General features: G+C 69.2%; 16 protein-coding genes and 1 other RNA gene. 11 read left to right on the top strand and 6 right to left on the bottom strand.

The window, feature by feature from the left end; genetic code table 11:
• Positions 1-166: 166 nt before the first annotated feature.
• The 3 genes from ACZ6S4_RS22795 to ACZ6S4_RS22785 form a co-directional block, all read right to left on the bottom strand.
• On the bottom strand, positions 167-517 hold the full coding sequence (locus ACZ6S4_RS22795; protein WP_465476932.1) for an Rv3235 family protein: 351 nt from the start codon (positions 515-517) through the stop codon (positions 167-169).
• 334 nt (positions 518-851) lie between these two features.
• Positions 852-1079 carry a helix-turn-helix transcriptional regulator gene (locus ACZ6S4_RS22790; protein WP_465476846.1) on the bottom strand — a complete coding sequence of 76 codons (228 nt, stop codon included), beginning with the start codon at positions 1077-1079 and terminating at the stop codon, positions 852-854.
• Positions 1080-1161: 82 nt separating this feature from the next.
• On the bottom strand, positions 1162-1632 hold the full coding sequence (locus ACZ6S4_RS22785; RefSeq protein WP_465476845.1) for an Lrp/AsnC family transcriptional regulator: 471 nt from the start codon (positions 1630-1632) through the stop codon (positions 1162-1164).
• Positions 1633-1725: 93 nt separating this feature from the next.
• Between ACZ6S4_RS22785 and ACZ6S4_RS22780 the strand changes: the two genes are divergently transcribed.
• Positions 1726-2145, top strand: coding sequence for a rhodanese-like domain-containing protein (locus tag ACZ6S4_RS22780; RefSeq protein WP_465476844.1), 420 nt, complete (start codon positions 1726-1728; stop codon positions 2143-2145).
• A 107-nt stretch (positions 2146-2252) separates the two neighbouring features.
• The gene (locus ACZ6S4_RS22775) at positions 2253-2756 is read left to right on the top strand and encodes a DUF6912 family protein (RefSeq protein ID WP_465476931.1); all 504 of its coding nucleotides are present in this window, start codon (positions 2253-2255) and stop codon (positions 2754-2756) included.
• 4 nt (positions 2757-2760) lie between these two features.
• Here the strand turns inward: ACZ6S4_RS22775 and ACZ6S4_RS22770 are convergent, their stop codons facing one another.
• Complete coding sequence (locus ACZ6S4_RS22770; RefSeq protein WP_465476843.1) at positions 2761-3840, bottom strand: hypothetical protein; 1080 nt, start codon at positions 3838-3840, stop codon at positions 2761-2763.
• Positions 3841-3996: 156 nt separating this feature from the next.
• Here ACZ6S4_RS22770 and pruA point away from each other — a divergent pair, with 156 nt between their 5' ends.
• The 9 genes from pruA (at position 3997) to ssrA (ending at position 12460) form a co-directional block, all read left to right on the top strand.
• On the top strand, positions 3997-5625 hold the full coding sequence (gene pruA / locus ACZ6S4_RS22765) for an L-glutamate gamma-semialdehyde dehydrogenase (RefSeq protein WP_465476842.1): 1629 nt from the start codon (positions 3997-3999) through the stop codon (positions 5623-5625).
• Between the two features lie 277 nt (positions 5626-5902).
• Positions 5903-6418, top strand: a complete 516-nt coding sequence (locus ACZ6S4_RS22760; protein ID WP_125809187.1) for a PadR family transcriptional regulator — start codon at positions 5903-5905, stop codon at positions 6416-6418.
• 66 nt (positions 6419-6484) lie between these two features.
• Positions 6485-7597 carry a peptide chain release factor 2 gene (gene prfB / locus ACZ6S4_RS22755; protein ID WP_465476841.1) on the top strand — a complete coding sequence of 371 codons (1113 nt, stop codon included), beginning with the start codon at positions 6485-6487 and terminating at the stop codon, positions 7595-7597.
• Positions 7598-7761: 164 nt separating this feature from the next.
• Positions 7762-8442, top strand: a complete 681-nt coding sequence (ftsE, locus tag ACZ6S4_RS22750; protein WP_023358989.1) for a cell division ATP-binding protein FtsE — start codon at positions 7762-7764, stop codon at positions 8440-8442.
• Between the two features lie 61 nt (positions 8443-8503).
• The gene (gene ftsX / locus ACZ6S4_RS22745) at positions 8504-9379 is read left to right on the top strand and encodes a permease-like cell division protein FtsX (protein ID WP_465476840.1); all 876 of its coding nucleotides are present in this window, start codon (positions 8504-8506) and stop codon (positions 9377-9379) included.
• A gap of 117 nt (positions 9380-9496) precedes the next feature.
• Positions 9497-10762, top strand: a complete 1266-nt coding sequence (locus ACZ6S4_RS22740; protein WP_465476839.1) for a peptidoglycan DD-metalloendopeptidase family protein — start codon at positions 9497-9499, stop codon at positions 10760-10762.
• Between the two features lie 78 nt (positions 10763-10840).
• Complete coding sequence (gene smpB / locus ACZ6S4_RS22735) at positions 10841-11317, top strand: SsrA-binding protein SmpB (RefSeq protein WP_433725306.1); 477 nt, start codon at positions 10841-10843, stop codon at positions 11315-11317.
• Between the two features lie 45 nt (positions 11318-11362).
• Positions 11363-12031: a cellulose binding domain-containing protein gene (locus tag ACZ6S4_RS22730; RefSeq protein ID WP_465476838.1), complete on the top strand. Its 669-nt coding sequence runs from the start codon at positions 11363-11365 to the stop codon at positions 12029-12031.
• Between the two features lie 53 nt (positions 12032-12084).
• Positions 12085-12460, top strand: a transfer-messenger RNA (tmRNA) gene (gene ssrA / locus ACZ6S4_RS22725).
• A 91-nt stretch (positions 12461-12551) separates the two neighbouring features.
• On the opposite strand, the gene ACZ6S4_RS22720 is transcribed toward ssrA, so the two are convergent.
• Positions 12552-13508 carry a hypothetical protein gene (locus ACZ6S4_RS22720; RefSeq protein ID WP_465476837.1) on the bottom strand — a complete coding sequence of 319 codons (957 nt, stop codon included), beginning with the start codon at positions 13506-13508 and terminating at the stop codon, positions 12552-12554.
• A gap of 130 nt (positions 13509-13638) precedes the next feature.
• On the bottom strand, positions 13639-14124 hold the full coding sequence (locus tag ACZ6S4_RS22715; protein WP_465476836.1) for a MarR family winged helix-turn-helix transcriptional regulator: 486 nt from the start codon (positions 14122-14124) through the stop codon (positions 13639-13641).
• Between the last annotated feature and the right edge of the window lie 24 nt (positions 14125-14148).

Below are 14148 nucleotides of genomic sequence, written 5' to 3'. Positions count from 1 at the left end.
CCCACCACCGCTCTGTGCTGGCCCCCCCCCCCCCCCCCCCCCCCCCCCCCCCCCCCCCCCCCCCCCCCCCCCCCCCCCCCCCCCCCACCCCCCACCACCGCAACCACCGAAAGTGGAAACCCAGGACGCCCACCGCCGAACAAGCACACCGACCGCCCCGGGCAGCTCAAATAAACCGAAGAACAGAAGCCAGCCAAACCCCGTCCTGAAGCTCAAGCCGCAAAGCCAAGGCATGAGTCCGCTCACCCAGCAGAAGAACAGCCGCCGCCTCCACCGCCCCCTCCCGCGGCTCGCACAGCCGAAGCCGCACCACCGCAGCAGGAGCAGGCCGCCGAGCACGAGGAGCCCGCCCAGCGCTGCGGGCTTGCCGGGCCTCGCTCACCCGCCGAGCCCCGGCCAGCCCCTGAGCCACCACATTCGCCGCCTCGCGAGGCTGGGACAGGCTCCGCAGGTGGGCCGCCGGGCGATACCCGTTCAGCACCTCGACGCACATGCCCACGAACCGCCGGACCGCCATCTTGGCCTCGGCTGACGCCCCGGTCACCACAGTCCGGCGGACCGGCGCAGGGGGTGGTTCGGCCGGTGGCCGGGCCGGGACCGCCCAATCCAGGGCCAGTTGGTGCGGCGACGGCCAGCTGTGCGGGTCGCGTTCGTCGTCGAACGGGGGTTCGTGGCGGGGTGCCGGCCGCAGCCTGATCGCGGGCCTCGGACCCTGCCTTGTCACCTCGACCGTCGACATGGGCATCCGCCAATCCTTGCGTTTGCTTCCGTTTGCCTACGACGACGAGTGTGGCGGGACGCGTCGAGGTACGTCAATGGCGGGCCTCAGCCCTGTGGACAACGGAAGGCGACTACTCAGTGTCGCGGTCGGACAGCGGGTTCTCTTCCACCCAGGAGGCCGTCTCGGCGTACTTCTGCTCGATGTACTGCTCGAGTTTGGCGCGTTCCACGCGCCACTGGCCGCGGCCGCCGATCTTGATCGCGGGCAGCTCTCCCTTGCGGACCATGTGGTAGACCTGCGAGTCCGAGACGTTCAGCTCGGCCGCCACGTCGGACAGCAGCATGAACCTGGACTCCACGCCTGATCTCCCTATGCCGGTCCGCCCGGCCCTTGACGAAGGCAACGACGACGATTTCAGGCCTCAGTTTGCCACCGTTTGCCTACGACGGTTGAACCTGATCCCCAGGCGCGAGGGCGCGGCCCGGCAGCGGGCTTGAGTAGACCACGCTCGTGGTGACCGCGCCGAGGCCGGAGATCCGCCCGGTGACCTCTTCCAGGTGGCGCATCGAGCGGGTCAGCACCTTGAGCACGAAGCAGTCCTCGCCCGTCACGTGGTGGGCTTCGATGATCTCCGGTGTGGTGTCCAGCAGCGCGTGGAACGGCCGGTAGTTGCCCGTCGGGTAGCGCAACCGGACCATCGCCATCACCTGCAGGCCGACGCGTTCCGGGTCGACCACCGCACGGTAGCCGGCGATCACCCCGGCCTCCTCCATCCGGCGGATGCGTTCGGCGACGGCGCTCGGCGACATGGCCACCACCCGGGCCAGGTCCGCGTACGAGGCCCGGCCGTCGCGCTGCAATTCCTCGAGCAGGCGCCAGTCGGTCCTGTCGATCGTGGGATCAACGGCCATGGCGGAAAACTACCGTTGATTCGAGCGCTCTGCCAAGTACAGACCGTGGAGAGGCCCTGCTGGTGCGGGGCTCACGAAAATAGCGTTGGGGCCATGATGACTCCTACGCGAGCGGCCGAGATCTTCGCCGAGCGTCTTGCCACCGAGACCGATGTTTCCGACGTCCAGGCCGCCCTGAGCACCGGGTCACCCGGCTTCGTGCTCATCGATTCCCGTTCGACCGCTTCCTGGGAGCAGGGCTACATCCCGGGGGCCCTCCACCTGCCCACCGCCGACATTCCCAAGCGCGCCGCTGAGCTGCTCGACCCGTCCGTTCCCGTCGTCACGTACTGCTGGGGTCCCGGCTGCAACGGCGCGACCAAAGCGGCCCTGGCGCTCGCTCAGCTGGGGTATTCGGTCCGCGAGATGCTCGGCGGCGCCGAGTACTGGGTGCGGGAGGGGTTCGCCCTGCGTACCCCGGACGGGGAGGTGGCCCGGGACGCCGACCCGCTGGTGTCGCCGTGCGGGTGCTGACCGTCTGCTGAAAACGCCGAAAGGGACACGACCAGTGGAACTGCCCTTCCGGTAGCCTCCCCGGCGGTGTACTACGGGGACGGTCAATCGCAGGGGGAACAGTGCCGATCACCGATCTGGTCCGGGTGTACGTGCCGGCCACCGTACCGATGCTCGCCGAGATGCGGGCGTCCGGGCAGCTCGGCGCGGGACCGACGGTCGCGCATGCCGTGACCCCGGCGCTGCGCGAGTGGTACGCCGAGGGCGACGAGGAGGAGCTGGAGTACGTGGCCTTCACCCGCGCCGCCCAGGCCGCCCTGCAGCTGCTGCGGCACGACCCGAAGGCCCCGCGCCGCCGGGTGGTCGTCTCGGCCGACGTGGATTCGACCGCGTTGGTCCGGGAGGACGTCGAGCTGGGTTCCAGCACCGTGCGCCTGCCGCAGGCGGTGTCCCTCAAGGAGGTCGCGTCGATCCACGTCGACGGGGTGAGCGCCGCCGAGGACGTCGGCGCCGCCGCCGACGTGGTCGAGGAGGCCCTGGCCGGGGATCCCGACGCCCAGTTCACCGTGGACGGGGCCGAGGATCACGAGCTCGAGTGGTACGCGGTCACCGAGCTCGACGAGCTGCTCTGAAGGCTCAGTCGTCGTGCCGGGCGGGCACGGTCTGCGGCTCGTCGGCCCGCGCGGCCTTGCCGGGCTCGGGCTCCTCGTCGCGGGCCGCCCGCTCGATCTCGTCGGGATCGGCTTGCCGGGGCGCGGCTGCCGGTGACGACGGGGCCGGCTCGGCGGCCGTGGCCGCCGGGCCGAGCGTCCGGCCCACCGCGATGATCGCCGTGAACGCGCCCACGAAGAGCACGATCAGGCCGTTGTTGAGCCGCGACCCGCTCAGCATCTGCTGAACCGTGAGCTCCAGCTCGCTGACCTTGCCGGCCAGCTCCAGCACCCGCGAGCCGGCCGTGCGGGTCAGCCCCTCGCCGATGACCAGCAGCAGGCCGGGGCCCGCGCCGGCCAGTGCGTAGAGCGGCCAGCGCAGGTCCGGGCCGGCGGTGCCGCGCCGGGCCCGGCGCAGCAGGCGGTACGCCACCAGGGCCCCCGCCACGCCGCTGAGCACAGCCTGGACCAGGCCGAACCAGCCCGCCGCATTGGTGCGTGAGGCTGCCGAGTCGCCGGAGCCGAGCACCGGCAGCAGCATGTCCTGCAGCACGTTGAGCACGAAGCCCACCACGAACACGGTGATCGCACCCCAGCAGACCGCCGCGGTCACCCGCCGGTAGCGGAAGCCGGCGAGGGCTCCGCCGATCGTCGCCGCGGCCGCGACCGTGCCGCCGACGACCGCGTACAGCCAGCCCTCGGTGTTGATCGTGATTATCGAGAGCGCGCCCAGCAGGCCGACCGCCAGGCCGGTCCCGGTCGCGATGATGAAGCGGACCGTGACGCCCGGGGTGCGGCCGCCGCGGGTCAGGAAGGCGAGGACGGCCAGCGCGACGGCTGCGCCGGTGACCAGGCTCGCGGAGATCGCGCCCGGCATCGCGTACGCCGTCGAGGTGACCTCCATCTCGGCACTCGCGCGACCGGTGATCGTGGCCCGCGCCGACCAGAGCATCCCGGCCATCCAGACCAGGCCGACGGCGGCCAGCAGCAGCCCTCGCGAGGGCGCCTCCTCCGTGCCGTTCTGAGCGCCCTGGGCCGCGTTGACCTCGCTGTCCGCCTCACTCATGGCCCTCAGGGTACGCGGGCCCCCAGCGCCCCGTGAGGGCACCGGAACGCCGTTGTCCGCGTGCGAGGATGGACCGCGACACACAAATGTCATGGCCAGGAACTTCAAAGACACAAAATGTCGTGACCAGGAACCCACAAGGTTGAGGAGTACGTGATGGACGCCCTGCTTGCCGTGCCGGAGCCGCGGAACGAGCCGGTCCGCGGCTATGCCCCGGGGAGCCCCGAGCGGGCCTCGTTGCAGTCGCGGCTGGACGCGATGGCCGGCGAGCGCCTGGATCTCACGATGACGATCGACGGTAACCGCAAGCTCGGCAGCGGCGCTTCGATCGAGGTCGTCCAGCCGCACAAGCGGCACCACGTCCTCGGCGTCGCCGGCAATGCCACGCACGAGGACGCCGCCGCCGCCGTTGCCGCGGCCAAGCGGGCCGCGAAAGGCTGGCGTGCCCTGCCGTTCAGCGAGCGGGCCGCGGTGTTCCTGCGCGCCGCCGAGCTGCTGGCCGGCGGCTGGCGCGACACCCTGAACGCGGCGACGATCCTGGGCCAGTCGAAGTCGGTGTACCAGGCGGAGATCGACGCGGCCTGCGAGCTGATCGACTTCCTGCGCTTCAACGTCGCGTTCGGCGAGAAGATCCTCGGCGAGCAGCCGCAGTCCTCGCCCGGTGTGTGGAACCGCTTCGACCACCGCCCGCTCGAGGGCTTCGTCTACGCGATCACCCCGTTCAACTTCACCGCGATCGCCGGCAACCTGCCCTCGGCCCCCGCGCTGATGGGCAACACGGTGGTCTGGAAGCCGTCGCCGACCCAGCAGCTCTCGGCCCACTACACCATGCGGCTGTTCGAGGCGGCCGGCCTGCCGCCCGGCGTGATCAACACGGTGACCGGCGATGGCCTGGCCGTCTCCGACGTGGTGCTGGCCGATCCGGACCTGGCCGGCATCCACTTCACCGGCTCCACAGCCACCTTCCGGCACCTGTGGCGCGAGGTGGGGTCGAACATCGACCGCTACAAGTCGTACCCGCGGCTGGTGGGGGAGACCGGTGGCAAGGACTTCGTCTTCGCGCACGCCAGCGCCGACGCGGACATGCTGCACACGGCGCTGATCCGCGGCGCCTACGAATACCAGGGCCAGAAGTGCTCGGCCGCGTCCCGCGCCTACGTGCCGCGTTCCATCTGGGAGGGCGGCCTGCGTGATCGGCTCGCGGCCTCCGTCTCCTCGATCCGGTACGGCGATGTCACCGACCTGTCCACCTTCGGCGGCGCGGTGATCGACGGCCGGGCGTTCGCGAAGCACGCCGCCGCGCTCGACCGGATCAAGAACAGCGCCTCCTGCACCGTGCTGGCGGGTGGCACCGCTGACGACAGCGAGGGCTGGTTCGTGGCACCGACCCTCGTGGAGTCCAGCGACCCGGCGCACGAGGTCTTCACGACCGAGTACTTCGGGCCGATCCTCGGCGTGCACGTCTACGAGGACGACTCCTTCGCCGACACGGTGGCCCAGGCCGAGTCCGTCTCGCCGTACGCGTTGACCGGCTCCATCTTCGCCACCGACCGCTCGGTCGTGGACTGGGCCGCCACCGCCCTGCGTGACGCGGCGGGCAACTTCTACATCAATGACAAGCCGACCGGTGCGGTGGTGGGGCAGCAGCCCTTCGGCGGCGCGCGTGGCAGTGGCACCAACGACAAGGCCGGCTCGGTGCTGAACCTGCACCGGTGGGTCTCGCCGCGGACGATCAAGGAGACCTTCGAGGCTCCGACGTCCTGGCAGTACCCCCATATGGGGTGATCGTCCGGGTCTGTGGGCCGTTGCGTGTTCTTCACGTGGCGGCCCGCCGTCTTCGCGGAATCACCGACCTGGTTTGCCGGGGTTGGCGACCTAGAGCGCCGTCTGACCGTTTTCGTGAACCATTTTACCTCGCGAGAGTCGTCCTCAACGGCAAAACGCCCGGTCCCGACCCTCGTGGTCGGACTGTCTGTGCGGGACAGTCGCTTGTGGAGACGCAAATTGGACGGATCGGGCGAAATCCTGGACGCCGGGACGACAAAGTGGCAGCTTAGAAGGCATGCCCGACTCTCAAATCAATCCCACGGCTGCCGCCCTTCTGGGCCTGCTCCATGAGGGCCCGATGACCGGTGGACAGCTCATGGCGGCTGCCGAACGCCGCCTCGGGCCGTACTGGTCGATGACGCGGAGCCAGGTCTACCGCGAATTGCCCGTGCTGGCCGAGATGGGCTTCGTCCGCCTCGGCAAGCCCGGGCCGCGGTCCAGCCAGCCCTACGCCATCACCGCCAGCGGCAAGCGCGCGTTCAGCCGCTGGCTCGCCGAGTCGCCCGGTCGCGACGCGATCCGCAACCCGGTCGCGCTGCGGGTCGCCTTCGGCCAGCAGCACTCCGGCAACCAGCTCAAGACGCTCTACACCGGGGCCAACGAGTACCACTCGGAGGCTCTGGCGATGGCTCGGGAGCAGGCCAAGGAGGCCAAGAAGGCCGGTGACGCGTACGGCGCGGCCGCCCTGGAGTTCGCGGTCGCGTACCACAAGGCGGCCCTGAGCTGGCTGAAAGTGGCCCCGGCGGAGTAGCCCCGATATCAGGAAACAACGGCCGCCCGGCCGGTTGACCGGCCGGGCGGCGTATTCTCGACAGTCGTGAGTGCAGCCGACTTTCCCGAACAGCTCAAAGCCCTCGACGCCACCCTGCGCAACATCGAGAACGTCCTCGACGTGGACAAGCTGCGCCGAGACAAGGCGGAACTCGAGGAGCAGGCCTCCGCCCCTGACCTGTGGGACGACCAGGCGCGGGCCCAGGAGGTCAACTCCCGCCTGTCGTACCTCAGCGGCGAGATCTCCCGGCTGGAACGGCTCCGCCTGCGCATCGACGACGCTGAGCTGCTGCTCGAGATGGCCCGTGAGGCCGGCGACGAGGACTCCGTCGCCGAAGTCGGCCAGGAGCTCATCTCCCTGAGCAAGGCCGTCGAGGAGATGGAGGTCCGCACCCTCCTGTCCGGCGAGTACGACTCCCGCGAGGCCGTCGTGGCCATCCGCGCGGGCGCCGGCGGCGTGGACGCCGCCGACTTCGCCGAGATGCTGATGCGGATGTACCTGCGCTGGGCGGAGCGGCACGGCTACCCGACGGAGGTCTACGAGACCTCGTACGCGGAAGAGGCCGGCCTCAAGTCCGCGACCTTCGCCGTCAAGGTGCCGTACGCCTACGGCACGCTCAGCGTCGAGTCCGGCACCCACCGGTTGGTGCGGATCAGCCCGTTCGACAACCAGGGCCGGCGGCAGACCAGCTTCGCCGGTGTGGAAGTCATGCCGGTGGTCGCACAGACCGACCATATTGACATTCCGGACAACGAGCTGCGGACGGACGTCTACCGTTCGTCCGGTCCTGGTGGACAGAGCGTTAACACCACCGACTCGGCGGTGCGCCTCACGCACATTCCGACGGGCATCGTGGTGACGTGTCAGAACGAGAAATCTCAGCTGCAGAACAAGGCCTCCGCGATGCGGGTGCTCCAGGCGCGACTGCTCGAACGCAAGCGTCAGGAGGAGGAGGCGAAGATGGCCGGCCTCAAGCAGGACACCACCGGATCGTGGGGCGACCAGATGCGCAGCTACGTCCTGCACCCGTACCAGATGGTCAAGGATCTGCGCACTGAGCAGGAGACGGGCAACCCGAGCTCGGTCTTCGACGGCGACCTCGACGAGTTCATCCAGGCGGGCATCCGGTGGCGCAAGCAGAGCCAGATCAAGGCCTGAGCGGGCGCCGACACGCCGCCTGACCGTTCGTTCAGGCGGCGGTCTCCTCCTCGGTGATCCGGGGTGCCCGCACGGGGGAGGGTCGGCTCGTCGGCTCTGAATGTGCCAAAATCCAGCCCCCGCCGGACTTGGCAGTTCCGTTACACCGCGTAGACTCTCGACCCGTGATTCAGCTCGAGAACGTGACGAAGACGTATCCGAAGGCGTCTCGGCCGTCGTTGGACGATGTCAGCGTCGGTATCGAGAAGGGTGAGTTCGTCTTCTTCATCGGCCCCTCCGGTTCCGGCAAGTCGACGATCATCAAGCTCCTGCTGCACGAGGTGGCCCCCTCGCGCGGCAAGGTCGTGGTGAACGCGAAGGATGTCACCACCATGCGGTCGTGGAAGATCCCGCACTTCCGGCGCTCCATCGGATGTGTGTTCCAGGACTTCCGCCTGCTGCCCAACCGCACCGCGTACGAGAACGTGGCGTTCGCCCTCGAGGTGATCGGCAAGACCAAGGCCGTCGCCCGCCGGGTGGTGCCCGAGGTTCTCGAGCTCGTCGGCCTGGGCGGCAAGGAGCACCGCTACCCCCACGAGCTGTCGGGCGGTGAGCAGCAGCGTGTCGCCGTGGCCCGGGCGTTCGTCAACCGGCCGCTCATCCTGCTGGCCGACGAGCCCACGGGCAACCTCGACCCCGACACCTCCATCGAGATCATGCGACTGCTGGACCGGATCAACCGGACCGGCACGACGGTCGTGATGGTCACCCACGACTCCAACATCGTCAACCAGATGCGCCGCCGGGTCATCGAGATCGAAAGCGGACGGATCGTCCGCGACCAGGCCCGAGGCGTGTACGGCTGACAGCCGGGCCCCGCCCACCCTGCATCTGAAGTAAGCCGCGGAGTCCCGGAAGGAACCCCCGATGCGTTTCAAGTACGTCCTCAACGAGGTGCTGGTCGGCCTGTGGCGCAACGTCACGATGACCATCGCCATGATCATCACGATGTCGGTCTCACTGACGATGCTGGGCGCCAGCGTGCTCATGTACATGCAGGTCGACCAGATGAAGAACTACTACTACGGTGAGATCGAGGTTTCGATCTTCCTGCGTGAGGACGTCACCGCCGCGCAGCGCGCCTCGATCGAGCAGCTGCTCAGCACCAACCCGCTCGTCGCCGAGAAGACGTACGAGTCGCGGGAGCAGGCGTACGAGAAGTTCCAGGTGCTCTGGCGGGACTCGCCCGACTTCGTCAAGTCGGTCACCCCGGACAGCCTGCCGGAGTCCTGGCGGGTCAAGCTCAAGAACCCGGAGCAGTACGCCGAGTTCAACTCGCAGATCGAGGGCACCCCCGGCATCCAGGACATCGTCGACCAGCGCGAGCTGCTCGACAAGGTGTTCAAGATCTTCAACGCTATCCAGGTGATGGCCCTGGTGGTCGCCGGCTTCATGGCCATGGCGGCGCTGTTGCTGGTCGGCAACACGATCCAGGTGGCGGCGTACAGCAAGCGCCGTGAGGTCGCGGTCATGAAGCTGGTCGGCGCCTCGAACTGGTTCATCCAGGCCCCGTTCGTGCTCGAGGCGGTGGTGGCCGGCCTGATCGGCGCGATCCTGGGCTTCGTGTTCATCTTCGTCGGCAAGGTGGTCCTGCTGGACGGCCGGTTGCAGGCGCTGACGAACGTGCTGACCCCGATCCCGGACGGGAACGTGTGGCTGATGTTGCCGCTGCTGGCCGGCGTGGGTGCCGGCGTCAGCGCGATCACCGCCTGGATCACGCTGCGGTTCTACCTGAAGGTCTGACCCGTTCCGTCCCGATCGCCGCGCATCCCCGGGGGGATGCGCGGCGATTGCGTTTTTTGAGCGATTAGCGGCGCAACCCGCGAATTGTCACCAATAGTCAGAGTACGGTGACTCTTCGTGGACTCCAGTCACTCGCGACCCAACCGGTTCACCGTCCTGCTCGCCGCTGGTCTGAGCGTGCTCTGCGCGGCCGCGTTGACGCTGGTCGCACCCTGTGCCGCCGCCGCTGAGCCGGGGGACGACGCCAAGCGCGCGAGCCGGGCGGTCGACCGCGCCGAGGCGATCCTCGAGCACGCCACCGTGACCGCTCGCAACGCCGCCCGCCGCCTGGCCGCCGCGACAGCCGCGCTGCCCGAGGCGCAGAAGAAGGTCGCCACCAGCCGCGGCGTCGTCGCGGCGGCCTCGGTTCAGGCGGCGACCGCCCGGCGCAAGGCCGACACGGCCCGGGCGTCCTACAACGCCGTGGCGAGCCGCTTCGAGCAGGCTCAGAAACGCGTCGTGGTGGCCCGCGACCGGGTCGACGAGATCGCCGCCGCCTCCTACATGGGCGGCAACTTCGCCACCATCAACCTGCTGGTCGGCGCGCGCGGGCCGCAGGACGCCATGGACCGCCTCGGGCTCGTCGACCAGGTCATGCAGAAGCAGCAGGAGAGTGTCGGCCAGCTGCTGGGGGCGCGGCGCGCGGCCCGTACCGAACAGGACCGGGCCGGGCTCGCCAAGCGGGTCGCCGAGGACGCCGAGCGCGAGGCCGCCGACAAGCTCGCGGCTGCGAAGCAGGCGCAGGTCGCGGCCCAGCAGGCCCGCTCCGCGGTCATCAAGCTCGCGCAGAGCCGCCGCTCGGCGCTGGCCGTCGCGCGCTCCCAGCGCGCCGCCGTGCTGGCCAAGTACGAGGCCGCCAAGGCCGAGGAGGCCCGGATCCAGGGCGCGCTGCGCGACTGGGACGACAAGAACGGCGGCGGGGGCGACTACACCGGCGGCAACCTGCTGATGCCGGTGCACGGCTGGAAGTCCAGTGACTACGGCAACCGCTACGACCCCTACTACCGGGTCTGGCAACTGCACGCGGGCACGGACTTCGCCGCCGGCGGCGGCACCCCGATCCACGCGGCGGCCGGCGGCCGGGTCGTGCAGGCCGGCTGGAGCGGGGGGTACGGCAACTACACCTGCATCAACCACGGCAAGCGCGGCGGCCGCAGCTTCTCCACCTGCTACGGCCACCAGTCCAAGATCCTGGTCAACCCCGGCGAGTACGTGCGGCGCGGCGAGGTGATCGGCCGGGTCGGCACCACGGGCGCGTCCACCGGCTTCCACCTGCACTTCGAGACGCGCTTCGGGGGCGTACCGAAGAACCCGCTCGACTATTTACCCGGATGCCTCTGCTGAGGCTCCGCGCGTACCATTGAGGGGTCCGGCCGGTCGGCCGGGCCTTTCTTTTTGCCGCCATCAGCAAGGAGCACACCGATGCCACGCGAACAGGGGCGCAAGGTCGTGGCCTCGAACCGCAAGGCTCGGCACGACTACGCCATCCTCGACACCTACGAGGCCGGCATGGTGCTGACCGGCACCGAGGTCAAGTCCTTGCGCGCCGGCCGGTCGTCGCTGGTCGACGCGTTCGGCCACGAGAACAACGGCGAGATCTTCCTCCACGGCATGCACATCCCGGAGTACACCCAGGGCACCTGGACCAACCACGAGCCCCGCCGGGTCCGCAAGCTGCTGCTCAAGCGCGACGAGATCCACAAGATGATGGGCAAGCTCCGCGAGGACGGCCTCACCCTGGTGCCGCTGTCGGTCTACTTCCACAACGGGTACGCCAAGGTCGAGCTCGGCCTGGCCAAGGGCAAGAAGGCGTACGACAAGCGCCAGGACCTCGCCGCCCGGGACGCGCAGAAGGAGATCAACAAGGCGCTGGGCCGACGTAGCAAGGGCATGGCCTGACCGGTAGTGTCGCCGCGGCCCACCCGTTGCGCGAAGGGACCGCAGTTGCCCGGCAAGCACAACACCGTCATCCCCCTGCGCCGGTACACGTTCATCGCCGGGGCGGCCACGCTCCTGGTGGTCCTGGTCTCCTGGGTGGCGATCCGGGCCGTGGGGCCGACCCAGCCGGACGGCCGCGTTCCGCTGATGGTCCAGCCGACAGTGCCCCTCGCCGGCGCTGAGGTCTCCGTCCCGCCCACGTCCGTCCCGCCCACGTCCGTTCCGCCGCCCTCAGCCGTGCCGACCTCGGCGTCGCCTTCCTCGGCCTCGCCGACCCCGGTCCGGTCCTCCCCGCGTGCTTCCCGGCCGCCGAGCAAGAAGCCGGCGCCGCGGCGGACGACGTCACCACCGGCACCCGCAGCCTCGTTCACGGCGGCATACCGGACGGGCAGGAGCTGGGACCGGGGCTTCATCGCCGGCGTCGAGATCACCAACAAGAGCGGTCCGGCCCGCACCTGGACGGTCAAGATGAGCTACAACCCTGACGCCGGTGTCCGCGTCGGCAACACCTGGAACGCCCAGCTGAGCCGCGACGGCAACACCTTCGTCTTCACCGGCGGCCCGCTCGCCCCGGGCGCGACGGCGATGCTCGGCTTCGAAGCGTCGAAGCAGGTCAGAGGCGGAATCCAGCCGACCTCCTGCACCGTCGACGGCGCGCCGTGCCGGCTGGGCTGATACCGGAATGAAGTCCGGGGCCGGACGCGTTAGAGTTGGCGGGTACACAACTGGGGGGTGACTGGTTTCGACTTCGTACGTGGAGACAGGGGAAGCGAGCCGAGGAAGCCGACGTCGTCTCGAGAATCGGTCGTCGGAAACCAATAAGCGCCGATTCCAATCGCGCTGAGTTCGCTCTCGCCGCCTGAGGCGAGTAGCGACTCTGTCGGGCTGAGAACACCTTCGTCTCAGACTTCCGGCATCAGCTAGAAGGTTGGCCAACCGGTCCCGGTCGCGGGGACCGCACGGCGAGATTAATCAGCGACTGGGCCCGTCACGGCATCTTGCTCACGTGAACGCCGGGGCCGAGTAGAGGCATAGTGAGCTGCGCTCGGAGAAGCCCTGACGAAACACCGAAGGACCCGGGTTCGATTCCCGGCACCTCCACGAGAGGGTTCTTACTTGAACCCGCAGCGGCACCGCCCGAACGGGCGGTGCCGCTTTCGTTCCGGGCGCCGACGGCTTCAGGCGGCTGTGGCCGTCATCCGGCGTCGAGGGCTGACCGTCGGTGCCACGCGAAGAACTCGGCCGATTCCGGGCTGGCTGCCGGGCAGGCGCGGTTGCCGAGCTCTTTGGCGATGGAGACAAGATCAGCGGTGGAGCGCCGACCGTCCGCAGTGTTGAGCTGGATCAGGCCGGCGGTGTCGACGTACAGGTACCCGTGCTCGAACAACTCGTCGCAGCCGAAGAGGCAGGCGGCCATGACGTTCGCCGGGTTCCGGCGCTCCTGCGGGTTGGCAACAGCGCGTCGCTTAATGTGTGCCGCGCGGACGAACCTTCTCGGGAAAACGCGCCCGCACAGGTCACACCTCACTTCCGTGCGGTCGCCGAACTTGAGCCGTCGGAGCTTCTTCTGCTCCTTGCGCACCATGACGCGGGCGAACGCATCCAGGTCGCCGTCCATGTCCAGGGTCAGGTCAGGGGCGTCGTCCTCGTAGCCAGGGATGCCCGCTGGGCCGTCGGTGTACATCTGAGCCTCGAGCGCCAGGACGTCCACTGGACCGGCCGGGATCGGAACGCCGCCGACGTTCGCCGACAGGCGGAGAGCCTCCATGGCCTCTGCTCCCAGTTCAGCGCCGCCGATGTTGGTGGCGCGATCCAGGATGTAGGTGTGAATCCGCTCGGGATAGGTGTCGTCGGGCCACACCTGTTCATCGGCTGTGTAGAGGGCAGAAGTGACCTCGGAGAAGACCACCTCGCCCAACAGCCCGGCCGCCCAGCCGCCTGGAGCCACTCGCGGGTTAGGGCCGCGATGCCCCCACACCAGGTAGTCGCCTGGCTCGATCTGCCGTGCGAGGTCGCGAGCACGCATTCCGTAGAACCCTTTCAGGTTCTTGTCCAGCGCCGATGACCTCCAGCCCCAGATATCGCCCGCGATGCCGATTTCCAGATTTCGTCTGGAGTCAGCAGCAACGTAGACGTAGAAGAACTGCCTCACGATTCACCTCCGGGGTCGGGGCCACGCCAGGTTGCTGATGACCTGTGCCAGCTTGCCTACCTCCTCGGTGCGGGTTCAAGTACACCGAGTTGCGCTTGACCGGTCGGCTTCGATCGCGCCGGGTGTACGGCTAATTCTCGTCCAGGGTCTGGAGGCGGGTGGTCAGGTCGGTGGCGAAGCGTTCGAGCAGGCGTCCGAAGGCTCGGCGGTCCTCCGGCGACCAGTCGGCGAGAACGTCGCCCAGCAGGCCCAGCACGGTTCCCATGTAGCGTCCCACCGCGGCCGTTCCGTCCGGGGTCAGCTCGACCAGCCGCGCCCGCTGGTCCAGGGCGTCGGGGATCCGCCGGGCCAGGCCGCGCCGTTCCAGTTCGTGTACCTGGCGGGTGACGTGCGGGCCGACGACCTGCATGCGCTTGGCGATCTCGCCGACCCGGAGCGGGCCGCCTCCCATGTGCAGCGTGACCAGCACCGAGATCGCCGGGCGGTCCAGGTCGGCGCCGGCGCTCTCGGTGGCGCGCTCGATGAGCCGGCTCCGGTTCATCACCGTGCCGAGCTGGCTCAGGCGCGGCAGCACGGCCAGCAGGTCGAACTCCGCGTCGTCGGTGGTGTCGGTCATCACGCTCGTTTCGATACCTAAGTT

The sequence above is a fragment of the Actinoplanes sp. NPDC051405 genome, assembly GCF_055586185.1.
This window is presented reverse-complemented; position numbering and strand designations above follow the sequence as displayed.